We start from the raw sequence: 22929 nt of genomic DNA on the forward strand, positions 1-22929 counted from the left end.
GCTCCATATCCTTAGAGGTAATTGACTTGCACGGTGGCGTGGCCGTCGATAGGTACATCGTCGGTCAGCGTCAGGTTGCTGGCAGGCGCAATGTGAGTGATCAGGCGGATCTCGGCGTCCAGCTTCTGGATCGCAATCGGCACCAGGCCGTCGTTGTTGGCAACCGCCGTCAGCACGGTGTGGCTGAGCATCACGGAGGGCATCCAGGTTGTGCCGCCATCCCTGGAGATAATGGTGCGTACCGGCATGTTGTCGGCGACCGGCTGGTAGAGGCCAAGCCCGGCATCACCGACTTTTTCATCGTTGGGGGTCATGCCCAGGCCGTGCCAATTGAAGTGGCTGGCAGTGGTGCCGGCACGGTTGTCGATGGTGTTCAGGGTAAAAAACGTCGGCCCTTCGCAACGCACGCTCAAGAGCATGGTTTCTCGGGGCAGGTCGGTGTAGGTGTCGCTATTGAGATCCTTGACCGACACCTTGCCGAAGTCGACATTGCCACCGCCGGAGACCTCTGGCGCGCAGGCGCTTGGCGTGATGATGCCTTTGACGGTGAGGTCCAGGCTGCTGGCGGCCAGTGTGAGAGGCGAGGTGGTCAACAATAGGACGGCCAGGGGCGTGGCTCTTAAGTAAGTCATCGTTTGAACCTTCCTTAGTACGAAGATGAGGGGTTACAGGTACAGAACTTCCAAAGTTGCGGAGCCGTCCAGCGCCACTTCGTTGGCCAGGCTCAAGCCGTTGGCGGGTGCAATGGCGGTGTGCACGGTGATGTCCATGAGCGCGTTCTGCACGGGGTGCGGGGCCCAGCCGGAATCGGCACGGCTGCCCAGGGCCACCAACATAGCGTCTTGCAGCGGGTCCTCCGGATAGAGCGGCGCCCAGGGGCGCTGTTCGTACTGGTAGAGCAAGGTCGAAGGCGTTTCGGCGACGGGCTTACTGAACATCAGTTGGTACCCGCCGAGCTTTTCTGTGCCGTTGGCTACACCCAGGCCGTAGGCGCCGAACGTTGAGGAGCCGGCTCGGTTGTCGATGGGCTTGATGGCAAACAGCGTCGCCGCCTCGCAACTCACGCTCAGTTGTAATGTCTGGTCCTCAAGCCAGGTATGGCTGTCGAGGTTCAGGTCTTTTGCTGCGACTTTTCCATAGTCCACAGCCCCTGGCAGGTTCGGGGTGCAGGCACTCGGTGTGATCAAGCCCTTGACGGTCAGGTCCACGGAACTGGCAGCGAAAGCGGATGACGCCAGGGTGAGCAGCAGGGCGCTGCTCAACAGGGGCAGGCGGGTCTTCATCTGGGAAACGTCCATTTACAGGTACTTCACTTCAAAGGTCGCGGAGCCGTCGATGGCCACTTCGCTGGTCAAGGTCAGGTTTCTTGCAGGTGCAATCAAGGTGTGCAGCGTCATGTCCATGAGCGCCTCTTTGATCGGGTGGGGGGCCCAACCGTTCTCACCGCGGCTGCCCAGCGCCACCAGATCGTTGGGGGCAATGACCTCATCCTTAAGGAGTTCTGTCCATCGGCCCTCGGAGTTGTACATTGCAATCAGGGTGGATGGTGTTTCAGTGACGGGGTTGGTGAACGTCAACTGATACAGGCCGAGCTTCTGGTTTTCGTTGATCAAGCCCAGGCCAAAGGCGGCGCCAGACGCGGCGGAACCGGCTCGATTGTCGACGGGATGGATTGCAAACAGCGTCGCCGCGTCGCAATTGACGCTCAGTTGCAGGGTCTTTTTCTCAAGCGGCGTATAGCTGTCTTGATACAGATCTTTTGCGGCGATTTTTCCAAGATCGACGTCACCCGGCAGGCTGGGTGTGCAGGCGCTGGGCGTGATCAACCCTTTGACAGTCAGGTCGACGCTGCTGGCGGCGAAAGCGGATGACGTTATGGCGAGCAGCAGGGCACTGCTCAGTAGGGATACAGAGGTCTTCATTTCAAATTGTTCCATTACAAGCTGGCAGATTGAGATGCGGCAGAGCAACGCCCGATCGTGTGTGGACGGGTGGTTGCCTGGCGGTGATCTCGATGTTTTTTAGCGCTTGCCGGGGAGTGGCAAGCCGTCCCTCTTTGGGGTAGGCATAATCTAGCCAGGGGGATGCACGGGGGAAATACAACTAATACGACATTGGCAGGGGTACGAAGGACGTGCCGGGAGAGGGTGGTTCGGTAGTGCTTTTCGTAGTTGTTGTATCGACTCTGATTGACTCAAAGGATTATATGTTTTTTGTCGATAACCCCTGAAAGGGTATTTCGATCATTGCTGCATGAAAGGTCTCGAGGGCTATTGCACCAGTGCCGGAGATTACTGCCGGATCAATAGTCACGATAGAGGTACTGATGGGTTCGCTGGCAGGTTCAACAGCAGGAGCGAACCGCAAATTGAAGCCGCAAGGTGCCCCCCCGCTTCATTGGCAGCAGCTGAGCGTGCTGGTGGTGGAAGATCATTCGGCCTACCGCCTGTTGCTGGGTTGTTTGCTGCAGAAGTTGGGGCTGGGATACGAATTGGCCGACGATGGGTACTTCGGGCTGGTGGCCTTCGCCAGCCGGCCCTTCGACTTGGTGATCAGTGATTGCCAGATGCCCGTTATGGATGGCTACAGCATGGCTCGCGCTATTCGCCAGCATGAGTGTGACAACGGGCAGAGGCGAGTGCCGATCATTGCCTTGACCGCCAACCTGCAAAACGACAGCCCCCAGCGTTGCCGCGACGCCGGCATGGATGCCTGGCTGCTCAAGCCATTGACCCTTGAACAGCTGCACGCCGTGTTGGCACGCTGGTTGCCGGGCGAGGATGACGCGCATGTCGCCCAGAGAGCTGTTGCACCGCTCGCCGGCTGGCCAACCCGTGCCACGTTGGTCGCGATGTTTGGCAGCGAGCGTATCGTCGATCAATTGTTGGAAACCCTGTTGTTCGAGGCCTGGGAAGACCACCGCGTGTTGCGTCATGCCTGCTTGACGTTGAACTCATCACTGACGGCTGAGCGCCTCCATCGCTTGGTGGGCAGCCTGGTGTTTTTGGGTGGTACTGGCCTTGAATCAAGCGCCGTGAGGCTGATCGAACAGGTCCAGTCCCAGGGTGTTGCTGCGCACAAGGTGCAATTGGAGTTGTTCCTGGCGCGCTTGTTCGTCTATCTCGAGTACCTCTCTGAAGTCTGAGAGGCAGTGTTGGCGCAGAACGTTTTGCAATCCGTTGATCTTGTCTTTGCTGTAGGTATTTTCTTATTGTTTTGTAGGCAAAAAAGTGTGAGCTACTGAACATTGAGCGCGGCTGCCAGCAGCGCTTTGTTAGCGGTTGTTGATGAGCGCCAGCGGGGGTATTTTGCGCGGATTCAGTTTGCCATCATTCGTGGGAATCTATGCTTCGAGTAATTATTGCTGACGATCACCCTATTGTGCGTATCGGGCAGAAAGTCGTGATTGAGGCGCATGGCCGGTGCAAAGTGGTCGCGGAGGCCGACGGCCCCGATCAGTTGCTCGAAGTGTTGAGGACAACCCCGTGTGACTTGCTCGTCACAGACTTTGCCATGCCAGGCGGCCAGCAGGCCGACGGCTACGGGCTGTTGAGCCTGTTGCACCGCCAGTATCCGCAGTTGCCGGTGATTCTGGTGACCATGTTCGCCAGCGTCGCCACCCTGCGTGCTTCCTTCGCCCATGGTGCCAAGGCCGTGGTGGCCAAAAGTGCTTCCGCCAAAGAGCTGCCCCAGGCGATCAAGGCTGTGTGTGCCGGCCAGACGTTCGCCAGTGAATCCCTGCGGGTGCAAATGGTGGAGGCGGGCACGGGCGATCAGTCCCAGGTGCCGCAATTGTCCTGCAAGGAGCGTGAGGTGGTGCGCATGTTGGCCAGCGGCATGACCGTCAGCCAGATTGCGGCACAGGTCAACCGCAGTATCTCGACCATCAGTAAGCAGAAAAGCACGGCTATGCAGCGGCTGAGTATCTCCACCGATGTAGACCTGTTCGCCTACGCTCGCAGCACTGGGATGGTGCCGTAGGCTCATGCATTTGCCTGGCGAATGTCAGTAGCCAGCGCGGTCTGGGCAGCCTATCGTGCGCTTATTCTTTCGACACCTGCGGAGCCTGCCCATGAGTGATGCCCATAACGCCCTGATCACCGAGTTCTACAGTGCCTTCCAGCGCCTGGATGCCGAAGCCATGGCCGCCTGCTACACCGAAGACGTGGTGTTCAGCGACCCGGCCTTCGGCGAGTTGCGCGGGCGCGACGCTGGGGATATGTGGCGCATGCTCACCACGCGGGCCAAGGATTTCTCCCTGACCTTCGACCACGTGCGCAGTGATGACAGCACAGGCAGCGCGCGCTGGGTGGCGACTTACCTGTTCAGCGCCACGGGGAATACGGTGGTCAACGACATCGGTGCGCGCTTTGTGTTTCGCGACGGCAAGATCTGCGAGCACCATGATCACTTCGACCTGTGGCGCTGGTCGCGCCAGGCGCTGGGCTTGAAAGGGCTGCTGTTGGGCTGGTCGCCGGCGCTGAAAAATGCGGTGCGGGCCCAGGCACTTAAAGGCTTGAAGGCATTCCAGGCCGGTCGTTGATAAGATTGGCGCTCCTCTGGTTTACCGAAATTGCCCTGTGACTGATCCTGCAGAACCCAAACCCTGGTTCGTCTACCTGGTGCGTGCCGCCAATGGCTCGTTGTATTGCGGCATCAGCAATGACCCGGTGCGCCGCTTTGCCTGCCACCAAAGCGGCAAGGGCGCGCGGTTCTTCTTGTCCAGCCCGGCGGTGGCGTTGGTGTACACCGAACAATGCGCGAGCAAGGGTGAGGCGTTGCGCCAGGAGCGGCTGATCAAGAAGCTGAAGAAGAGCGCCAAGGAGTGTCTCGCGACGAGTGGCAAGCAATGATCGAAATTATTTGCTGATTCAGGTGAGGTAAATCCCCGGCCCATCCGTGTAGTGCATGAAACTGCGATCTATTCGCATTAACAGCGTTTTCTACACGGGTTCTCACAGCATGAAGTCAGCGGCGGGTGGTTGGGTAAAACAGTGGCTGGGAGCCTCGGTCCTGGCGGTGTCAGGGCTGGCGTTGCTGCCGTTGAGCGTTGCGCGTGCGCAGGAGCAGCAAAGCGCCCAGTTCAATTTTGCCCTGGCAGCCAAACCACTGCCCCAGGCCCTGAGCGAGTTCAGCCGGGTCACAGGCATCAGTGTGATCTACACCGATGAAGCGCCCTTCGGCCTCAATGCCCCGGCGGTCAGTGGGCAGATGAGCGCAACCCAGGCCCTGCAACGTCTGCTGAGCAATACAGGTTTCACCTTCCGCCAGATCGACGCTCGCACCCTGGCCCTGGAGCCGCTGCCCAGCGACGGTGCGGTCAACCTTGGCGCCACCACCATCAGCGCGGTCAACCCGACGCAGGACAGCACCAGCTATCAGCCGCCGCCCACCAGTTCGGTGATGCGCTCCCATGGGTTGCTGCTGGAAACCCCGCAAACTGTCAACGTGGTGCCGGCCCAGGTGCTGCGCGACCAGCAACCGCGCAACCTGGATGACGCCCTGGGCAATATCAGCGGCATCACCCAGTCCAACACCCTCGGCAGTACTCAGGACGCGGTGATGTTGCGTGGTTTTGGCGACAACCGTAACGGCTCGATCATGAAGGACGGTATGCCGGTGGTGCAGGGCCGTGCCATGAACGCTACCGCCGAGCGTATTGAAGTGCTCAAGGGCCCGTCCTCGCTGTTGTATGGCATCCAGGACCCGGGCGGCGTAGTCAATATCGTCAGCAAAAAGCCTGAGCTGGTGCAGTCCACCTCCCTGACCGCGCGCGGTTCGACCTTCGGCAGCGGCAAGAACGGCAGTGGCGGCAACCTCGACACCACCGGCCCCCTCGGCGACAGCGGCCTGGCTTATCGCCTGATCGTCGATCATGAAGACGAAGACTATTGGCGTAACTACGGCACCCATCGCGAGACCCTGGTGGCGCCGTCCCTGGCCTGGTACGGCGATACCACCCAAGTGGTGCTGGCCTATGAACACCGCGAATTTCTCGCGCCGTTCGACCGTGGCACCGCCATCGATCCCAAGACCAACCACCCGCTGAACATCCCCGCGACCCGGCGTCTGGATGAGCCGTTCAACAATATGGAAGGGCGCTCCGATCTGTATCGCCTGAGCGTCGACCACGATCTGAACGACGATTGGAAAGCTCACTTCGGCTACAGCTGGAATCGCGAAACCTATGACGCCAGCCAGGTGCGCGTGGTCAAGGTCAACACCAACGGCACTCTGACCCGTAGCATGGACGGTACCCAGGGCGCGTTGACCACCGATCGCTTCGCCACCGCCAGCCTTGAAGGCAAGGTCGATGTTGCAGGTATGCAGCACGATCTGGTGTTCGGCCTGGACGATGAGTACCGCAAGATCTACCGTGCCGACCTGATCCGCCAGGCGCCGCGGGGCACCTTCGATTACAACAACCCGGTGTACGGCAATGAAGTCGCCGGTTCCAAAGTCAGCGCGCCGGACAGCAACCAGACCGACCTGCTGCGCAGCGATTCGCTGTTCTTCCAGGATGCCATCCACCTCAACGATCAATGGATTCTGGTCGGCGGTGCGCGCTACCAGATGTACGACCAATACGCCGGCAAAGGCGTGCCGTTTACCGCCAACACCGACGGCAATGGCCAGAAGTGGGTACCACGGGCCGGGCTGGTGTATCGCTACACTGATCAATTGTCGTTCTACGGCAGTTATACCGAGTCGTTCAAACCCAACTCCACCATCGCGCCGCTGGCCAATAAAACCGTGTTGAGTGGCAGTTTGCAGCCGGAAGAATCCAAAGCCTGGGAGCTGGGTACCAAGTTCGACCTGCCGGGGCGCATCACCGCCAGTGCCGCGCTGTTCACCATCGATAAACGCAACGTGTTGGTGCAGGTAGGCGAGGGCCTGACCTCGGAGTACAGCGTGGCCGGCAAGGTGCGCTCTCGCGGTCTGGAGCTGGATGCCAGCGGCCAACTGACGGATAAATGGAGCCTGATTGGCAGCTATGCCTATACCGATGCCGAGGTTACCGAAGACCCTAAGCTCAAAGGCAATCGCCTGCAGAATGTGGCAAAAAGCACCGGCTCGTTGTCGGCGGTGTATGACTTCGGCAGTATCCTGGGCGGCGATCAACTGCGCGTCGGCGCCGGAGCGCGTTATGTCGGCGAGCGGGCAGGTGACGCGGCCAACAGTTTCGACCTGCCCAGCTACACCGTGGCCGATGTGTTCGCCAGCTATGACACCCGGCTTGAAGGGCAGAAGGTCAAGTTCCAGCTCAATGTGAAGAACCTGTTCGATCGTACTTACTACACCTCATCGGTGAATACGCAGTTTGTGTCCATGGGCGATGCGCGGCAGGTGTCGGTGTCCAGCACCTTGACCTTCTGATTCATTTATCTGTGGGAGCTGGCTTGCCTGCGATGGCATCGACTGGGTTTGCCTGATACACCGAGTTGTCTGCATCGCAGGCAAGCCAGCTCCCACAGGAAAGCGGTCGCCACATTGATAGCGAGCTGTTAGCGTTGCCGCCATTGCATGCTTATGGAAAACGCAACGATGCACTTTGTAAAATGGTTACGCACCGGCACCCTGCTGGTCGGTTTGAGTTTTTTACTGGGCGGCTGCGCCAGCGTCTCCCAAACTTCCACGCCGGCAACCCTGGATAAACTGTTGAGCGATCCGGCGCTGCAAGGCGCTACGGTCTCGCTGATGGTACGTGACGCCCGCACGGGCTCCACGCTGTATCAGCACAACCCGCGCACCCGGCTGGTGCCCGCGTCCAACCTCAAGTTGCTGACCACCGCCGCGGCGATGGATGTGCTGGGGCCGCAATACCGCTTCGCCACCCAACTGCTGAGCAATGGCATACGCCAGGGCGACCGTTTGACCGGCAACCTGTACCTGCGTGGCCTCGGCGACCCGACCGTTCAGTTTGCCGATTACCAGACCCTGGCCGCGCAATTGGCCAGCCAGGGCGTGCGCCAGGTGCAGGGCGACCTTGTGTTCGACGACACCTGGTTCGATGCCGAGCGGCTGGGGGTGGATTGGTCCCATGACGATGAAACCACCTACTACGGCGCGCAGATTTCGGCGCTGACCGTGTCGCCCAATTCGGATTTCGATGCAGGCAGCGTACTGGTCACCGCGAAGGCTGCGCTGCGGGCCGGCTCGCCGGTGAGTGTCGAGATTTTTCCGCCCACCGATTACCTGCAACTGAGCAACCGCGCCATCAGTGGGCCGGGTAACAGCTATGGGATCAACCGTCGCCATGGCACCAACCTGTTGCAGCTCAGCGGCGCAGTGGCGCCGGGGCGGCAGAGCCAGCAATTGGTCAGCGTCTGGGAGCCGACGCAACTGGTCGCGAATCTATTCGAACAAGCCTTGGCGCAACAGGGCATCACCGTATTGGGGCGTCGAGTGATGGGTGGGGCAAGCCCGGCTGCAGTGACGGTGCTGGCCGAGCACCAATCGGCACCGTTGCAGGAGCTGATCGTGCCGCTGCTCAAACTCTCGAACAACAACATGTCTGAAGCCTTGCTCAAGGCCATGGGTCGCCAGACCGCCAACAACGGCACGGCAGCGGCGGGCGCCGTGGCGGTGGCCGGGTTTCTCAAGCGTCAGGGGCTGGACACCAGCACGTTCAGTCAGGTCGACGGCTCCGGCCTCTCGCGGCGCAATCTGGTGTCGTCGCAAACCCTCACCGACCTGCTACTGGCCGCCAGCAAACAGCCGTGGTTCGACGCCTGGTACAACGCGCTGCCGATTGCCGGCAGCACTGACCGCATGACCGGCGGCAGCCTGCGCTACCGTCTGCGCGACACGCAGGCGCAAAACAACCTGCACGCCAAGACCGGCTCCATGGGCGGCGTGTCGTCATTGAGTGGTTACATCACCGACGCCGGCGGGCGCAAGCTGGTGTTCGCGATGCTGACCAACAACTACGTAGTGGCCGGCGCGCAGGTCAAGGCGCTGGAAGACCGCGTGGCCGTTGCGCTGTCGCGCAGCGACGATTGATTCAGGGCTGATAGCCCATGCGCCAACTCACGGCCCGGGTCGCCGCCAGCAGGTGCTGCGCCGCCGGGCCATCTTCATCGGCATGGAACAGTGAGGTCGGGCCGACCACGGTCATCACTGCCGCCACTTGCCCGACCGCATTGAACACCGGCGCCGACAACGCATCCACGCCGGGCATCAGCAGGCCATGCACAAAGTGCAGGCCACGGCTGCGGATTTGCTCGCACACCGTGGCGTAGGCCTGATCGTCCGCCAGCGAGTGGGCGGTGCCGGATTGAATCTCGCGTTCGCGCAGTTCCACCGTTTCCCGTGACGGCAGGTAAGCGCTGAACACCAGCCCGGTGGACGAACTGAGCAGCGGCAGCACTGAGCCCAACTGCGTCACCACGGTAACGGCGCGCACTGCCGGCTCGATCTGTACCACGGTCGCGCCCTGGTTGCCCCACACCGCCAGAAAGCAGGTCTCATTCAATTCATCGCGCAGCTCGGCCAGGGGCATGGCGCCGACTTTCAACACATCCATGCTGCCCAGCGCCGCCAGCCCCACGCGCAAAGCCTCCCGGCCCAGGCCGTAATGGTTGGTGGCGGTGTTCTGCTCGGCAAAGCCGGAGGCAATCAGCGCCTGCAAATAACGGTGGACCTTGCTCGCCGGCATCTGCACATGGTCGGCCAGGCGCGACAGCGAGGTGGCCGGGGACAATTCGGCCAGAGCCTTGAGAATATCGGTGCCGACTTCCGCCGAGCGGACTTTCTGTTTACCGGTGTCGCGGGGCTTTTCCATGGAAGGGCGAGAATCCGAGAGATGAATGGGCGTCTTTATAGCTTGACGGTCGATAGTGATCAAATTACGTTATGCGTAACTGGATTACGATAAAAACAACTTCTGTACAGAGGAAGATCCATGGACCTCGAATACCTGTCGGGCTTTGGCAATGAATTCGCCAGCGAAGCCTTGCCTGGCGCGCTGCCGGTCGGCCAGAACTCACCGCAAAAAGCCCCCTACGGGCTCTACACCGAACTGTTTTCCGGCACTGCCTTCACCATGGCACGCAGTGAAGCGCGGCGCACGTGGCTGTATCGCATCCAGCCGTCGGCCAATCACCCGGCGTTCGTCAAGCTTGCGCGGCAAATGGCCGGTGGACCCTTGGGCGCAGTGACGCCCAATCGTCTGCGCTGGAACCCGCTGGATATTCCGAGTGAGCCGACCGACTTTATCGATGGACTGGTCGGCATGGTTGCCAACTCGGGGTCGGAAAAACCTTCGGGCATCAGCATCTATACCTACCGCGCCAATCGTTCCATGGAGCGGGTGTTCTTCAATGCCGACGGTGAACTGCTGATCGTGCCGGAGCAGGGCCGCCTGCGCATCGCCACCGAACTGGGCGTGCTGGACGTCGAGCCGCTGGAAATTGTCGTGCTGCCCCGTGGCCTCAAATTCCGTATCGAATTGCTGGACGCGCAGGCTCGCGGCTACGTCGCTGAAAACCACGGCGCCCCGCTGCGCCTGCCCGACCTGGGTCCTATCGGCAGCAACGGTTTGGCCAACCCTCGCGACTTCCTCACGCCAGTGGCCCGCTACGAAGACCTCAAGCAACCGACCACGCTGGTACAGAAATTCCTCGGTGAACTGTGGGCCTGCGAGTTGGACCATTCACCGCTGAACGTGGTCGCCTGGCACGGCAACAACGTGCCATACAAATACGACCTGCGTCGCTTCAACACTATCGGCACGGTGAGTTTCGATCATCCGGATCCGTCGATCTTCACCGTGCTGACCTCACCTACCAGCGTGCATGGCCTGGCCAACCTCGACTTCGTGATCTTCCCGCCGCGCTGGATGGTGGCCGAGAATACCTTCCGTCCGCCATGGTTCCATCGCAACCTGATGAACGAATACATGGGCCTGATCCAGGGCGCCTACGATGCCAAGGCCGAAGGCTTCCTGCCCGGCGGCGCGTCGCTGCACAGCTGCATGAGCGCCCATGGCCCGGATGGCGAGACCTGCACCAAGGCCATCAATGCGGACCTGGCGCCGCACAAGATCGATAACACCATGGCCTTCATGTTCGAGACCAGCCAAGTGCTGCGCCCGACCCAGTTCGCCCTGGAGTGCCCGCAGCTGCAACCTGCTTACGACGCGTGCTGGGCCTCACTGCCCGCCACCTTCAACCCGAATCGGAGATAACCCATGACGCAACCAACGCAGACCCGCAGCTGGGTGGCCTCGGCCAACGGTCACGCGGATTTCCCCCTGCAGAACCTGCCCCTGGGCGTGTTCAGTATCAACGGCTCGGCCCCGCGCTGTGGCGTGGCGATCGGCGATATGGTCCTCGACCTGCACGCCGCGCTGGATGAATTTGACGGTGATGCCCGCCGTGCCGTTGAGGCAACAGCGGGTGGCCAATTGAACGCTTTTTTTGAACTTGGCCGTGGGCCACGCGTGGCGTTACGCGAGCGCCTGCTGGAGCTGCTGGCCGAAGGCAGCCAGCTGCAACAGCGCGAAGCGCAGGTGCTGCACCGCGCCGCCGATTGCCAGATGCACTTGCCGGCGAAGATCAATGACTACACCGACTTCTACGTCGGCATCGAGCACGCGCAGAACGTCGGCAAACTGTTTCGCCCGGATAACCCCCTGTTGCCCAACTACAAGTACGTGCCGATTGGTTACCACGGCCGTGCGTCGACCATTCGCCCGTCGGGCACGCAGGTCCGGCGCCCCAAAGGCCAGACACTGCCGGCCGGCCAGTCCGAACCGACGTTCGGCCCCTGCGCGCGCCTGGACTACGAACTGGAGCTGGGCATCTGGATCGGCCAGGGCAATGCCATGGGCGAAGCGATTGCCATCGGCGATGCGGCTGAGCACATCGCCGGTTTCTGCCTGCTCAATGACTGGTCGGCGCGAGATATCCAGGCCTGGGAATACCAGCCGCTGGGCCCGTTCCTGTCGAAAAGCTTTATCACCAGTATTTCGCCATGGGTGGTGACCGCCGAAGCGCTGGAGCCCTTTCGCAAAGCGCAACCGGCGCGGCCCGAGGGCGACCCGCAACCGCTGCCGTATCTGCTGGATAAACGTGATCAGAACGCGGGCGCCTTTGATATCGAGCTGGAAGTGCTGCTCACCACAGCCTCAATGCGCGAGCAGAACCTGCCCGCCCATCGCCTGACCTTGAGCAATACCGAGCATATGTACTGGACAGTGGCGCAAATGGTTGCGCACCACAGCGTCAACGGTTGCCAGTTGCAGGCCGGCGACCTGTTTGGTTCAGGCACCTTGTCCGGGCCGCAGCCGGGGCAGTTCGGCAGCCTGTTGGAAATTACCGAAGGCGGCAAGAAGCCGATTGAATTGGCCTCGGGCGAGGTACGTAAATTCCTTGAAGATGGTGACGAAATCATCCTGCGTGGCCGTTGCCGCCGCGAAGGTTTTGCCAGCATCGGCTTTGGTGAATGCCGCGGTACTGTGGTTGCGGCACGTTAAGAGGGCAGGGTCATGGAACTCTATACTTACTACCGTTCCACCGCGTCGTATCGGGTACGTATTGCCCTGGCGCTCAAGGGCCTGGATTTCACCGCGCTGCCCGTCAACCTGCTGGTCCCGGCAGGCGGCGCCAATCACCAGCCCGAGTACCTGGCGATCAACCCGCAAGGGCGCGTGCCGGCGTTGCGTACTGATCAAGGGCAGACGTTGATCCAATCGCAGGCGATCATCGAATATCTGGAGGAGCGTTATCCACAGGTGCCACTGCTCTCAAGTGATCCGGCAGCCCGTGCCCATGAACGGGCGGTAGCGTCGATCATCGCCTGCGATATCCACCCGCTGCACAACTCCAGCACGCAGAACCTGTTGCGCAAGTGGGGGCACGATGAGGCGCAATTGCTGGAGTGGATCGGGCACTGGATCAGTCAGGGCCTGGGCGCGGTGGAGCAGTTGATTGGCGACACAGGGTTTTGCTTTGGCGAGCAGCCGGGCTTGGCCGATACGTTTCTGATCCCGCAGTTGTACGCGGCCGAGCGTTTCAAGGTGCCCTTGGCGGCGTACTCGCGCATAGGGCGAGTGGCGGCGTTGGCGGCCCAACATCCGGCCTTCGTGCAGGCCCACCCCGCCAATCAACCTGACACGCCATAGCCCCTCCCACATTTGATCGTGCCAACCTAATAAAAAATAAAGGTACCTTGCGATGCACAATCAGATTGCCAGCTTTCGCGCGGCACTCGACGCCCGTCCGGTGTCGCGCTACCAGTGGTTGATTCTCGTGTTGCTGGCGTTGCTGCTGGTCACCGATGGCTACGACGCCCAGGTGCTGGGCTATGTAGTGCCGGCACTGGCTCAGGATTGGGGCCTGGAAAAAGCCGCGTTCGGGCCGGTATTCAGCGCCAACCTGCTTGGGTTGACCCTCGGCTCGCTGCTGGTGACACCGCTGGCGGATCGTTTCGGCGTGCGGCGCATCCTGTTGGCCTGTGTGCTGATCTACGCCAGCCTGACCGTACTGATGGTGTTTGCCAATTCCCTCACCACACTGATGGCGGCGCGGTTTATCTGCGGCATCGGCATGGGAGGCGCAATGCCCAGTGCCATGGCATTGATGTCTGAATATTCGCCGCCGCGCATGCGCACCTTGATGGTGACCCTGGCGGCCTGCGGCTTTTCGTTCGGCGGCGCGGCAGGCGGCTTTGTGGCGGCCGGGTTTATCGATAGCTTTGGTTGGCAGGCGGTGTTCCTGGCTGGTGGGGTAACACCGTTGCTGCTGTTCCCGTTCCTGGTGTGGCTGTTGCCCGAATCCTTGCCACGCCTGTTGCGCGATGCGCCGCCGTATCTGCGTCTGCGCAAAGTCACGGCGCGGATGCTGCCCGACTGGCAACCGCCGCCCGCGACCGAAGCTGAAAACCTGCAGGAACAAGGCAGCAAACTGACGGTGGTGGAGCTGTTTCGCAACGGCTACGCGCGCCCGACGCTGCTGATCTGGGCGACCTTTTTTGTCAGCCTGATTTTGCTGTATTTCATGATCAGTTGGTTGCCATCGCTGTTGCTCGAAAGCGGCCTGGCGCTGAACGAAGCCAACCTGGTCACGTCCATGTTCCTGTTTGCCGGCACCTTGGGCGCCATCCTCATGGCCTGGTTTGCCGACCGCCTGAAAAGCAAGGTGCGACTGTTGTCCGGCGTGCTGGCGGCGGCTGCGTTGTGCACCATCCTGCTGGGCTTGAACCACGACAATCCACGTTACCTGGTGGCCTGCGTGTTCGCTGCCGGGTTCTGCATCATCGGCGGGCAACTGACCCTCAATGCCTTTGCGAGCAATTTCTACCCGGCGCAGGTGCGCGCCACCGGCACAGGCTGGGCGTTGGGGGTAGGGCGTTTTGGATCAATCCTGGGGCCGCTGTTCGGCAGTATGTTGCTGGCGATGCATATACCGGTGCAGCAGATTTTCTTCTTCTGTGCGATTCCGGCCGTGATTGCGGCGCTGTTGATTATTCAGGTGCGGGCGCCGGGCTCCACTACGCTAAAAACGCCAGTGCCTGGCGATATTCTCAATCGCACCTAGGGGGGCGTTCTCAATTAGTTTCCCCGTCGCGCCGGGTCTGCTGTTGTGCAGGGCAAGGCGCGAGAAGCGTGGTTTGGTCATTCCAAATAAGCTTCGAGCAACGCAGCCCTGCACAACAGCAGGCCCTTCGGGTTGTGCCTTAAAGCGGGCCAGCCTGCGTTGCAGGCCTTGGAAAGGGAACAACCATTCCCTGCGGCCTGCGCCTTGCCTGGCCCGCTTTAAGGCGACAACGCGGCGGGGAAACTAATTGAGAACGCCCCCTAGGTCAATGCACCACTGAATTGGGCGGCAGGTGCCCCAGCCGCTCGGTCAGGCGCAGGCGCTGGATCGGGTCTTCGCTGAGCATCAGCGCATGTTCCAGGTCAAAGCGCTCGGCGCTCGGGCAGTCCAGGCGCTGGTACAGGCTGGCCCGCGCCAGGTAGTCGGCGGCGCTGGCATTGCCCAGTTCCAGTACGCGCTCGGCGTCCACCAGGGCAGCCAGGGGATCGTCGTTGGCGAGGTGCAGTTGGCGCAGGTTACGTGACAGCCGCTGCAGGATCGCCCTAGGCTCGGCGGTGTGCAGGTGGTCGGCGTGCAAGTTGAGTTTTGGCCCGTATTGCCGGTGCAGCAGTTCGCGACAATCGTTGGGGTACAAGCGTCGACCGCCGCACGGGTCCAGCAGGTGGTCGGCACCGGGTACGCGTAGCAGGAAGTGGCCGGGGAAATTTACCCCGACCATGGGGATATCCAGGCGCCGTGCCATTTCCAGGGCGATCAGGCCCATGGCCAAGGGTTGCCCGCGTTTTCGCCGCAGCACTTTGTCGAGCAGCGCGGCGGCGGGGCGCAACGGGGTCTGGTCATCCTGGGCAAACCCCAGGTCATTCAGGCGCCGCAGCAGCGGCTGGCCGAGTTCATCGGCCGGCAACAGGGGCATGCCCAGGCTGACCTGCTGTTGCAGCACACGCAGCTCTTGCAGGATCAGCAACGGCTGTACGCTGGCATCGTGTTCGGCAGCCATCCACAGCGCGGCTTCAAACAGCGCAGGGGGTGAACGGTCCAGGCAGGCGAAAAAGGCTGTGCGGGGATTCATCGCGTTCTCCGGCGGATGCCCCGTTTTAGCCTTGCCAGGAAATTTCGTCCAGTATCTTGAAAAATATCCTGCGTGCTTATGTCTTGGATCTTACGAAACAGCGCGGCTTATTCCAGTGAAATCCAGCAGTTTTCTGCCGCGAGCCTATACTTTGCCCACAACCAAAAGTGATTCGGGAGCTCATTGATGTTTGCGCTCATGCACAGCACCCGCCTTGAATCGCTGCACCTGAGCGTCGACCCGGTGACCGGGCTGAAAGCGATCATCGCCATCCATAACAGCCGCCTGGGGCCTGCCTTGGGCGGCTGTCGCTACCTGGCTTACCCCAACGATGACAGTGCCGTGGCCGATGCCGCGCGCCTGGCCCAAGGCATGAGTTACAAGGCTGCACTGGCCGGGCTGGCGGTGGGCGGCGGTACGGCGGTCATCATCCGCCCTGTGCACGTGGAGAGCCGCGCCGCGCTATTCGAGGCGTTTGGCCGCTGTATCGAAAAACTCGACGGCCGTTTCATTACCTCGATCGACAGCGGCACCTCGGTCGCCGACATGGATTGCATCGCCCAGCACACTCGCTTCGTCACCAGCACCACCGCCGCCGGCGACCCTGCGCCTCATGCCGCCATGGGTGTATTTACCGGCATCCGTACCACCGCCATGGCGCGCCTGGGCAGCGACAACCTTGAAGGCTTGCGCGTAGCGGTGCAGGGCCTGGGCAACGTCGGTTATGCCCTGGCTGAGCAACTGCACGCTGCGGGTGCAGAACTGTTGGTCAGCGACATCGACCACGGCAAGGTGCAACTGGCCATGGAACAACTGGGCGCCCACCCGATTGCCAACGATGCCTTGCTCAGCACCCCCTGCGACATCCTCGCGCCCTGCGGCGTCGGCGCTGTATTCAACCGCAACAGCGTCGGCCAGTTGCGGTGCGCCGCCGTGGCAGGTTCGGCCAGCGCACAATTGACCAACCTGGACATCGCCGACCAGTTGGAAGGCCGCGGCATCCTCTATGCCCCGGACTACGTGATCAACTCCGGCGGCCTGATCTACGTCGCCCTCAAACACGCCGGCACCGACCTGCCCGGGATTACCGCGCACCTGTCGAACATTGGCACGCGCCTGACCGAAATCTTCGCCCACGCCCAAGCCGAAAAGCGCTCCCCCGCACGGGTCGCCGATGAGCTGGCCGAACGTCTGCTGTACAAATAGGCCGGGCATTAAAAAGGCCCTGAATCCATGATTCAGGGCCTGTTCAATTCGGGCTTTACTCTGCCACCGCGTTCAGCAACTCGGACAACGCGTCCGGCTGGCTTTTGAATGCCTTGGCAAATACATCGCGGTTCTTCGCCATGTAGATCCCGGCTTCCTCCACCTGCTGCTCACTCAAAGATGGCACGGCTTTTTGCAACACCTCTGCCAGCAACTCAGCGAGTTCAAGCATCTTGTCATGACGGTCAGCTTCGGCTTTATCCATGAACAAACGCTCCAGATCTCGGCTGCTGCGGTATACCACTTCGACGGCCATTCACCACCTCACATGCCTTCACGATAGTTGTCTTTTGCGACTACTGTATTTGCATACAGTGAAAAGGATAAGCCAAACGCCGGGGTTTGGATAGTAGGTTTTTAATGTAGCTGGGAAAGGGGGGCGCTGCGCACCCCAGCGGGAGCAAGCTCTCTCGCCACAAAGATTGATTAAGTGCCTAATATCAGCCCGCCATCATCTCAATACCCTGTCTATGGCCTTTTTTCTGCATACAGAACAACCGTCACGTCCAACCCGCATTATCCGGTCGAACCGACCTAAGGAAGCATCATCGTGAAAATCAACTGGGCCGAAAGGCTGCGCCAGCAAGTCCACGGGCTGGCCGAATCCCTGGGCAATCTGTTTGTCGAGTCGTTTCACTACCTGGCGTTGTTTGCCATTGGTGCGGTGACCGCCTGGGCAGCGGTGATGGAGTTTTTGGGGATGCTGGAAAATGGGCACATCAAGATCGATGACATCTTGCTGCTGTTCATCTACCTGGAACTGGGCGCGATGGTCGGGATTTACTTCAAGACCAACCACATGCCGGTACGCTTCCTGATCTATGTGGCAATCACCGCGCTTACGCGTTTGCTGATCTCCAACGTGTCGCACCACAACCCGCCGGATGTAGGCATCATCTACCTGTGCGGTGGCATCCTGCTGTTGGCGTTCGCGATCCTGGTGGTGCGCTATGCGTCGTCGGCGTTCCCTTCGGTGAAGGTCGAAAGCCCGCGTCGCAAAGGCGAGGCGAGCCTGGAGACCGAGAAGGGCGAGCTTTAAAGCCCCACGCTGAAGGGCAGGGTGCGGGCGGGCGGTCGCTGCAGGAGTTTGTGGCTGTCGCCGTCCGTCATCAGTTCGAGGATTTCCACGGCGCTATGACCCTGTTCGATGGCGATACCGAACTGGATGCTTTGCACCAGGCGTTTGAGGCGCTGCGGGTCGTTGCGCTGTTCGGCGCTGATCATGCGCTTGGCCACCACGCCGGTCTCGTCCGAGAGGGTGAGCATGATGCTGCCGTCCAGCCGCTGGATGCTCAGATTGACGCGGTATTGGGGGGTGAAGGTGTCGGTGATGATCTGAAAAGGATTGTCCATGGTGCGTTACCGCCTGATAAGAACATGCAGTCATTGACGGCCGGTGTCAGGATTAGTTCGCATTGCCTGACCATCGGCCAAATTCCGTTTTCCTCAAAAGTTCTACAGCAAGGGCCGTGCCGTACAGGCGTTGGAAGCTCAATGTGGGAGGGGGCTTGCCCCCGATAGCGGTGTATCAGCCAATAAATACTCGGCTGAAAGACTGCTATCGGGGGCAAGCCCCCTCCCACATTGGGTCTGTGTTGTTACTCAGGCAGGTGAGCTATTTCAGGGCATCACGGAAAAAACGATCGCAGACAGCGCAATCAAACCCGATCACCACTACAAACACGTTCGACAGCTGGCCCGAATACTGGCGCAGCGATGGCACGCGGCGAATCGCGTACATCGGCATCAGGAACAGCAGGCACGCGATAATCGGTCCGCCCATGGTTTCGATCATGCCCAGGATGCTTGGGTTGAAGGTGGCCACGGCCCAGCAGGTCAGCACCATGAACAGCGCGGTGCAGCGTTCCAGCCATTTCGCCGACATCGAGCGGTTGCGCCCGCGCAGGGATTTGACGATCAAGCCCTGGAAGCCTTCGCTGGCACCGATGTAGTGGCCCAGGAACGATTTGGTAATCGCCACCAGTGCGATCAGCGGCGCGGCGTAGGCGATCACCGGGGTTTGGAAGTGGTTGGCCAGGTACGACAGGATCGAGATGTTCTGCGCCTTGGCGGCGGCCAGGTCAGCGGGCGATAGCGCCAGTACGCAACTGAAGCAGAAGAACATCACGGTCAGCACCATCATGGTGTGGGCGGTGGCGAGGATGCCGCTGCTTTTTCGCTCGGCCTGGGCGCCGTAGACGCGCTTCTGGTCCACGGCGAAAGCGGAGATGATCGGTGAGTGGTTGAACGAGAACACCATCACCGGGATCGCCAGCCACAGCGTCTTGAAGAACAGCGGCAGCGGCATGCCTTCGCTGGCGGAGGCGAAGAACGCGCCATTCCAGTTGGGAATCAGGCTGACAGCCAATAGCAACAGCGCAGCAACGAAAGGGTACACCAGCACACTCATGGCCTTGACGATCACACCCTGGCCACAACGCACGATGGCCATCAGGCCGAGGATCAGCACCAGGGACAAGATCGCACGGGGCGGTGGGGTCATGTGCAGTTGGTGCTCCATGAAACTGCCCAATGTGTTGGTCAGTGCCACGCTGTACACCAGCAGGATCGGGAAGATCGCAAAGAAGTAGAGCAGGGTGATCAGCTTGCCGGCGCCGACACCAAAGTGTTCCTCGACCACTTCGGTGATGTCGCCGGATTTACCCGACAACACAAAGCGCGTCAGCCCACGGTGGGCGAAGAAAGTCATCGGAAAAGCCAGCAGCGCCAGTACGATCAGCGGCCAGAAACCGCCGACGCCGGCGTTGATCGGCAGGAACAGGGTGCCGGCGCCGATGGCGGTGCCGTAGAGGCCGAGCATCCAGGTGGTGTCGTGTTTGGTCCAGCCGGTGGTCACGCTTGCTTCGGATACAGGATTTTCGGCAGCAGGTGTACGTACATCAGTCATCGGTATTGCCTCGTTATTATTTTTGCGCGGGCTCACGTTGGGGCGGGTAGCAGTGCTCCGATCAGCACTCCACCCAGCTGACCGCCAGGCCGCCCCGTGAAGTTTCTTTGTATTTGTCATGCATATCGGCGCCGGTATCGCGCATGGTGCGGATGACCCGGTCGAGGGAAATGAAGTGCTTGCCGTCACCGCGCAGGGCCATTTGCGTGGCGTTGATCGCCTTGACCGCGGCAATGGCATTACGCTCGATGCACGGCACCTGCACCAGGCCGCCGACCGGGTCGCAGGTCAGGCCGAGGTTATGTTCCAGGCCGATTTCGGCGGCGTTTTCCAGTTGCTCGGGGGTGGCGCCGAGAATATCGGCCAGGCCGGCCGCGGCCATGGCGCAGGCCGAGCCCACTTCGCCCTGGCAGCCGACTTCGGCGCCGGAGATCGAGGCGTTTTTCTTGCAGAGGATGCCGACGGCGGCGGCGGCCAGGAAGAAATTGACCACATCGTCGTCAGACGCGTCGGCGTTGAATTTCATGTAGTAATGCAGCACCGCCGGGATGATGCCGGCCGCGCCATTGGTCGGGGCAGTGACCATGCGCCCGCCGGCGGCGTTTTCTTCGTTGACGGCGAGGGCGAACAGGTTGACCCATTCCATCGCCGACAAGGTTGAAGTGATCACATTGGGTTTGCCGATTTCCAGCAGGCTGCGGTGCAATTTCGCCGCCCTGCGCGGCACGTCCAGGCCGCCGGGCAGGATGCCTTCATCGCGCAGGCCCTGTTCCACGCATTCGCGCATCACCGACCAGATGTGCAGCAGGCCGCTGCGGATGTCTTCGTCGCTGCGCCACGCACGTTCGTTGGCCATCATCAGTTCAGAAACCCGCAAGCCGTGCTTGTTGCACAACGCCAGCAGTTCCACAGCACTGGAAAAGTCGTAGGGCAATTGCACGTCGCTGGTCGGCGCAATGCCTGATGCGGCTTCGGCGGCCTCGATGATGAAACCACCGCCTACCGAGTAATAGGTCTGCTCGCTCAGCAGGCCGTTGTCGCCATAGGCGTGCAGGGACATGGCGTTGGGGTGGTAAGGCAGGCTTTCATCCAGCAGCAACAGGTCGGTGTGCCAGTTGAAAGCGATTGCCTGGGAGCCGGCCAACAGCAATTGACCCGACTCGCGCAGTTGCTGGATACGCGCATTGATCGAGGTGGGATCGACGCGGTCCGGCCATTCGCCCATCAAGCCCATCACACAGGCGCGATCAGTGGCATGGCCTACGCCGGTGGCGGACAGCGAGCCGTACAGGCGCACTTCAACGCGGCGGGTTTGGCTGAGCAAATGCTGATCGGTCAGGGCCTGGGCGAACGTCGCGGCAGCGCGCATCGGGCCGACGGTATGGGAACTGGAGGGGCCAATGCCCACCTTGAATAGATCGAAAACACTGATAGCCATGCTAAAGCCTTACAAGCAATGGAGTAGAAATCGCTGCCATGTTTTGTAGAGCAGGCGGAATTGGCGCGATACTGAGCCTCTGGATCGGCACTGACCAACGAATTATCCTAAGACACCCTTTAGCAGGACTAAACGCTATGACCCGCCCCCTTCACGGCCAGACCTATGTGTGGCTGCATGTGTTTTCTTGCGCTGCACGGCATCTGTCGTTCACCCGCTGCGCCGAAGAACTGCACATCACGCCGGGGGCGGTGAGCCAGCAGATTCGCCAGTTGGAGGAGCGCCTGGGCTTTCGGCTGTTTCATCGGCGCGCCCGCGGGGTTGAACTCAGCGCCGAGGGGCAGCGCCTGGCGGCGGTGGTCGGCGAGGCTTACGGGAGCATTGATGCGGAGTTGCAGCGCTTGGATGCCGGGATGATCAGCGGCACCCTGCGCCTGCGCTCGATCCCCTCGTTTCTCGGCAAGTGGCTGACGCCGCGCCTGCCACGTTTGCAGCAGCGCTTTCCCGACATCCAACTGCGCATGGTCGCCGAAGACAGCAGCATCGCCCTGCATGAAGGCGACTTCGACCTGGCCATCGACCTCAACGATGGCAGCTACCCCGGCTTGTTATCCACAGCCCTGTTGGACGAGCAGATATTCCCGGTGTGCGCCCCCAGCCTTCTACGTGGACGGCCGCCGTTGCATGGCCCGGCCGATCTGACGCATTTTCCGCTGCTGCACGACATCACTGCCTGGCGTGGGAGTTATGAATATGCCGAGTGGGAGTTCTACCTGAATGCCATCGGCCACCACGGTGCCGACGTGCGGCGCGGGCATACCTTCAACCGCAACCACCTGACCATCGAAGCCGCCATTGCCGGCATGGGGGTAGCGATTGCGCGGCGCACGTTGCTCAATGATGAACTGGAGCGCGGCACCCTGATTGTGCCGTTTGGCCTGGCCGTGCCCAACCATAAGCGCTATGTGCTGCTGTATGCGCCAGGTGCATTGAGCCACCCCGGCGTGCGCGCGGTGCACGACTGGCTGGTGGAGGAAGCAGGGATTTTTCGCGGTTTGCACCCGTTGGGAGAGGGGCAATTGTGAGGAAACAGGACGTAAGAAGTTGTAACTAACTCCCCACCCTACCAGCGTTTTTGCTCGTCGTCAGGGTTAATTTGTAATGTGGGATTTATCTTTGCAAAGGGGTTGAATTGTTTCAGCAGGTGCTCAATTGTGTAATCAAGAGGTCATGGTTTCACCACCCCGGTGTTGCAGTTTGTGATCTCTGGCGAGCTAGCTGAAATAAGGGAAGAACTATGCAAATCCAAGTCAATAGCGATAACCATATTGAAAGCAGCATCCGACTGGAGGAGTGGGTACGTACTACCATTGAGAGCACGCTCGAACGTTATGAAGAAGACCTGACCCGCGTTGAGGTCTACCTGCGGGACGAGAACGGCGACAAGCCCGGACCCCACGATTTAAGTTGCCGCCTGGAAGCACGGCCAAAGGGCCACCAGCCAGTTTCCGTGTGCCATAAAGCCGATACGCTGGAGCAAGCGATCGATGGCGCCGCCACCAAGCTGGATCATGCGCTGGAACACTTGTTCGGCAAACTGCAAGGCAAGCCTCGCGCTGCCGGGAAAAACCAGCCGATCAACAAAGTGAATGAAGACGCGCTGGAAGAGGAATTCCTGGAAAACGAAAACGCTGTCATTAACAGCTAA

The 22929-nt window shown here is 60.7% G+C and carries 22 protein-coding genes and 1 pseudogene; 14 read left to right on the forward strand and 9 right to left on the reverse strand.

Going from position 1 to position 22929, the window contains the following annotated elements; genetic code table 11:
- Positions 1–11: 11 nt before the first annotated feature.
- The 3 genes from IH404_RS06415 to IH404_RS06425 are packed head-to-tail and all read right to left on the reverse strand — an operon-like array spanning position 12 to position 1922.
- A complete protein-coding gene (locus tag IH404_RS06415; RefSeq protein WP_194440160.1) occupies positions 12–632 on the reverse strand; it encodes a DUF1120 domain-containing protein in 621 nt (206 codons plus the stop codon).
- 33 nt (positions 633–665) lie between these two features.
- Complete coding sequence (locus tag IH404_RS06420) at positions 666–1283, reverse strand: DUF1120 domain-containing protein (RefSeq protein ID WP_194440654.1); 618 nt, start codon at positions 1281–1283, stop codon at positions 666–668.
- 15 nt (positions 1284–1298) lie between these two features.
- Complete coding sequence (locus IH404_RS06425; RefSeq protein WP_005785071.1) at positions 1299–1922, reverse strand: DUF1120 domain-containing protein; 624 nt, start codon at positions 1920–1922, stop codon at positions 1299–1301.
- 404 nt (positions 1923–2326) lie between these two features.
- On the opposite strand from IH404_RS06425, the gene IH404_RS06430 reads away from it, so the two are divergent.
- From IH404_RS06430 to dacB, 6 genes are all read left to right on the forward strand, one after another.
- Positions 2327–3145, forward strand: coding sequence for a response regulator (locus IH404_RS06430; protein ID WP_005785072.1), 819 nt, complete (start codon positions 2327–2329; stop codon positions 3143–3145).
- Positions 3146–3345: 200 nt separating this feature from the next.
- Complete coding sequence (locus IH404_RS06435; RefSeq protein ID WP_005785075.1) at positions 3346–3981, forward strand: response regulator transcription factor; 636 nt, start codon at positions 3346–3348, stop codon at positions 3979–3981.
- 91 nt (positions 3982–4072) lie between these two features.
- Entirely contained in the window at positions 4073–4543 is a 471-nt protein-coding gene (locus IH404_RS06440) for a nuclear transport factor 2 family protein (protein ID WP_194440161.1), read from the forward strand.
- 37 nt (positions 4544–4580) lie between these two features.
- Positions 4581–4853: a GIY-YIG nuclease family protein gene (locus IH404_RS06445; protein ID WP_005785079.1), complete on the forward strand. Its 273-nt coding sequence runs from the start codon at positions 4581–4583 to the stop codon at positions 4851–4853.
- Positions 4854–4962: 109 nt separating this feature from the next.
- Positions 4963–7377 carry a TonB-dependent receptor gene (locus IH404_RS06450; RefSeq protein ID WP_194440162.1) on the forward strand — a complete coding sequence of 805 codons (2415 nt, stop codon included), beginning with the start codon at positions 4963–4965 and terminating at the stop codon, positions 7375–7377.
- A 168-nt stretch (positions 7378–7545) separates the two neighbouring features.
- Positions 7546–9003 carry a D-alanyl-D-alanine carboxypeptidase/D-alanyl-D-alanine-endopeptidase gene (dacB, locus tag IH404_RS06455; RefSeq protein WP_194440163.1) on the forward strand — a complete coding sequence of 486 codons (1458 nt, stop codon included), beginning with the start codon at positions 7546–7548 and terminating at the stop codon, positions 9001–9003.
- 1 nt (position 9004) lies between these two features.
- Here dacB and IH404_RS06460 read toward each other — a convergent pair whose 3' ends face one another.
- On the reverse strand, positions 9005–9784 hold the full coding sequence (locus IH404_RS06460) for an IclR family transcriptional regulator (protein WP_005785085.1): 780 nt from the start codon (positions 9782–9784) through the stop codon (positions 9005–9007).
- Positions 9785–9904: 120 nt separating this feature from the next.
- Between IH404_RS06460 and hmgA the strand changes: the two genes are divergently transcribed.
- Genes hmgA through IH404_RS06480 form a run of 4 tightly spaced genes read left to right on the forward strand, consistent with a single transcriptional unit; the run spans position 9905 to position 14540 of the window.
- Positions 9905–11188 carry a homogentisate 1,2-dioxygenase gene (hmgA, locus tag IH404_RS06465; RefSeq protein ID WP_005785087.1) on the forward strand — a complete coding sequence of 428 codons (1284 nt, stop codon included), beginning with the start codon at positions 9905–9907 and terminating at the stop codon, positions 11186–11188.
- Between the two features lie 3 nt (positions 11189–11191).
- Entirely contained in the window at positions 11192–12478 is a 1287-nt protein-coding gene (fahA, locus tag IH404_RS06470) for a fumarylacetoacetase (RefSeq protein ID WP_078820349.1), read from the forward strand.
- A 12-nt stretch (positions 12479–12490) separates the two neighbouring features.
- Positions 12491–13126, forward strand: a complete 636-nt coding sequence (gene maiA, locus IH404_RS06475; protein WP_005785092.1) for a maleylacetoacetate isomerase — start codon at positions 12491–12493, stop codon at positions 13124–13126.
- Positions 13127–13178: 52 nt separating this feature from the next.
- On the forward strand, positions 13179–14540 hold the full coding sequence (locus IH404_RS06480) for an aromatic acid/H+ symport family MFS transporter (RefSeq protein ID WP_005785094.1): 1362 nt from the start codon (positions 13179–13181) through the stop codon (positions 14538–14540).
- Positions 14541–14805: 265 nt separating this feature from the next.
- On the opposite strand, the gene IH404_RS06485 is transcribed toward IH404_RS06480, so the two are convergent.
- On the reverse strand, positions 14806–15609 hold the full coding sequence (locus IH404_RS06485) for a tetratricopeptide repeat protein (RefSeq protein ID WP_005785096.1): 804 nt from the start codon (positions 15607–15609) through the stop codon (positions 14806–14808).
- A gap of 186 nt (positions 15610–15795) precedes the next feature.
- Between IH404_RS06485 and IH404_RS06490 the strand changes: the two genes are divergently transcribed.
- Complete coding sequence (locus IH404_RS06490) at positions 15796–16815, forward strand: Glu/Leu/Phe/Val dehydrogenase dimerization domain-containing protein (protein WP_005785098.1); 1020 nt, start codon at positions 15796–15798, stop codon at positions 16813–16815.
- A gap of 55 nt (positions 16816–16870) precedes the next feature.
- Here IH404_RS06490 and IH404_RS06495 read toward each other — a convergent pair whose 3' ends face one another.
- Positions 16871–17131 carry a YebG family protein gene (locus tag IH404_RS06495; protein WP_005785100.1) on the reverse strand — a complete coding sequence of 87 codons (261 nt, stop codon included), beginning with the start codon at positions 17129–17131 and terminating at the stop codon, positions 16871–16873.
- Between the two features lie 294 nt (positions 17132–17425).
- Between IH404_RS06495 and IH404_RS06500 the strand changes: the two genes are divergently transcribed.
- A complete protein-coding gene (locus IH404_RS06500; protein ID WP_003188808.1) occupies positions 17426–17914 on the forward strand; it encodes a phosphate-starvation-inducible PsiE family protein in 489 nt (162 codons plus the stop codon).
- Here the strand turns inward: IH404_RS06500 and IH404_RS06505 are convergent.
- From IH404_RS06505 to IH404_RS06515, 3 genes and pseudogenes are all read right to left on the reverse strand, one after another.
- The gene (locus IH404_RS06505; RefSeq protein WP_032877639.1) at positions 17911–18228 is read right to left on the reverse strand and encodes a DUF3509 domain-containing protein; all 318 of its coding nucleotides are present in this window, start codon (positions 18226–18228) and stop codon (positions 17911–17913) included. The genes IH404_RS06500 and IH404_RS06505 overlap by 4 nt on opposite strands.
- Before the next feature lie 267 nt (positions 18229–18495).
- A pseudogene (locus tag IH404_RS06510) lies at positions 18496–19783 on the reverse strand (serine/threonine transporter).
- A gap of 61 nt (positions 19784–19844) precedes the next feature.
- A complete protein-coding gene (locus IH404_RS06515) occupies positions 19845–21221 on the reverse strand; it encodes an L-serine ammonia-lyase (protein ID WP_005785108.1) in 1377 nt (458 codons plus the stop codon).
- A gap of 137 nt (positions 21222–21358) precedes the next feature.
- Here IH404_RS06515 and IH404_RS06520 point away from each other — a divergent pair, with 137 nt between their 5' ends.
- A complete protein-coding gene (locus IH404_RS06520) occupies positions 21359–22306 on the forward strand; it encodes a LysR substrate-binding domain-containing protein (protein ID WP_194440164.1) in 948 nt (315 codons plus the stop codon).
- Positions 22307–22518: 212 nt separating this feature from the next.
- A complete protein-coding gene (locus tag IH404_RS06525; protein ID WP_005785111.1) occupies positions 22519–22929 on the forward strand; it encodes an HPF/RaiA family ribosome-associated protein in 411 nt (136 codons plus the stop codon).

It is taken from the genome of Pseudomonas sp. OST1909, from assembly GCF_015277575.1.
GTDB lineage: Bacteria > Pseudomonadota > Gammaproteobacteria > Pseudomonadales > Pseudomonadaceae > Aquipseudomonas > Aquipseudomonas synxantha_A.

Coding starts and splice junctions, on each gene's coding strand:
- IH404_RS06415 (WP_194440160.1), bottom strand. CDS start 632: ATGACTTACTTAAGAGCCACGCCCCTGGCCGTCCTATTGTTGACCACC.
- IH404_RS06420 (WP_194440654.1), bottom strand. CDS start 1,283: ATGAAGACCCGCCTGCCCCTGTTGAGCAGCGCCCTGCTGCTCACCCTG.
- IH404_RS06425 (WP_005785071.1), bottom strand. CDS start 1,922: ATGAAGACCTCTGTATCCCTACTGAGCAGTGCCCTGCTGCTCGCCATA.
- IH404_RS06430 (WP_005785072.1), top strand. CDS start 2,327: ATGGGTTCGCTGGCAGGTTCAACAGCAGGAGCGAACCGCAAATTGAAG.
- IH404_RS06435 (WP_005785075.1), top strand. CDS start 3,346: ATGCTTCGAGTAATTATTGCTGACGATCACCCTATTGTGCGTATCGGG.
- IH404_RS06440 (WP_194440161.1), top strand. CDS start 4,073: ATGAGTGATGCCCATAACGCCCTGATCACCGAGTTCTACAGTGCCTTC.
- IH404_RS06450 (WP_194440162.1), top strand. CDS start 4,963: ATGAAGTCAGCGGCGGGTGGTTGGGTAAAACAGTGGCTGGGAGCCTCG.
- dacB (WP_194440163.1), top strand. CDS start 7,546: ATGCACTTTGTAAAATGGTTACGCACCGGCACCCTGCTGGTCGGTTTG.
- IH404_RS06460 (WP_005785085.1), bottom strand. CDS start 9,784: ATGGAAAAGCCCCGCGACACCGGTAAACAGAAAGTCCGCTCGGCGGAA.
- hmgA (WP_005785087.1), top strand. CDS start 9,905: ATGGACCTCGAATACCTGTCGGGCTTTGGCAATGAATTCGCCAGCGAA.
- fahA (WP_078820349.1), top strand. CDS start 11,192: ATGACGCAACCAACGCAGACCCGCAGCTGGGTGGCCTCGGCCAACGGT.
- maiA (WP_005785092.1), top strand. CDS start 12,491: ATGGAACTCTATACTTACTACCGTTCCACCGCGTCGTATCGGGTACGT.
- IH404_RS06480 (WP_005785094.1), top strand. CDS start 13,179: ATGCACAATCAGATTGCCAGCTTTCGCGCGGCACTCGACGCCCGTCCG.
- IH404_RS06485 (WP_005785096.1), bottom strand. CDS start 15,609: ATGAATCCCCGCACAGCCTTTTTCGCCTGCCTGGACCGTTCACCCCCT.
- IH404_RS06490 (WP_005785098.1), top strand. CDS start 15,796: ATGTTTGCGCTCATGCACAGCACCCGCCTTGAATCGCTGCACCTGAGC.
- IH404_RS06495 (WP_005785100.1), bottom strand. CDS start 17,131: ATGGCCGTCGAAGTGGTATACCGCAGCAGCCGAGATCTGGAGCGTTTG.
- IH404_RS06505 (WP_032877639.1), bottom strand. CDS start 18,228: ATGGACAATCCTTTTCAGATCATCACCGACACCTTCACCCCCCAATAC.
- IH404_RS06515 (WP_005785108.1), bottom strand. CDS start 21,221: ATGGCTATCAGTGTTTTCGATCTATTCAAGGTGGGCATTGGCCCCTCC.
- IH404_RS06520 (WP_194440164.1), top strand. CDS start 21,359: ATGACCCGCCCCCTTCACGGCCAGACCTATGTGTGGCTGCATGTGTTT.
- IH404_RS06525 (WP_005785111.1), top strand. CDS start 22,519: ATGCAAATCCAAGTCAATAGCGATAACCATATTGAAAGCAGCATCCGA.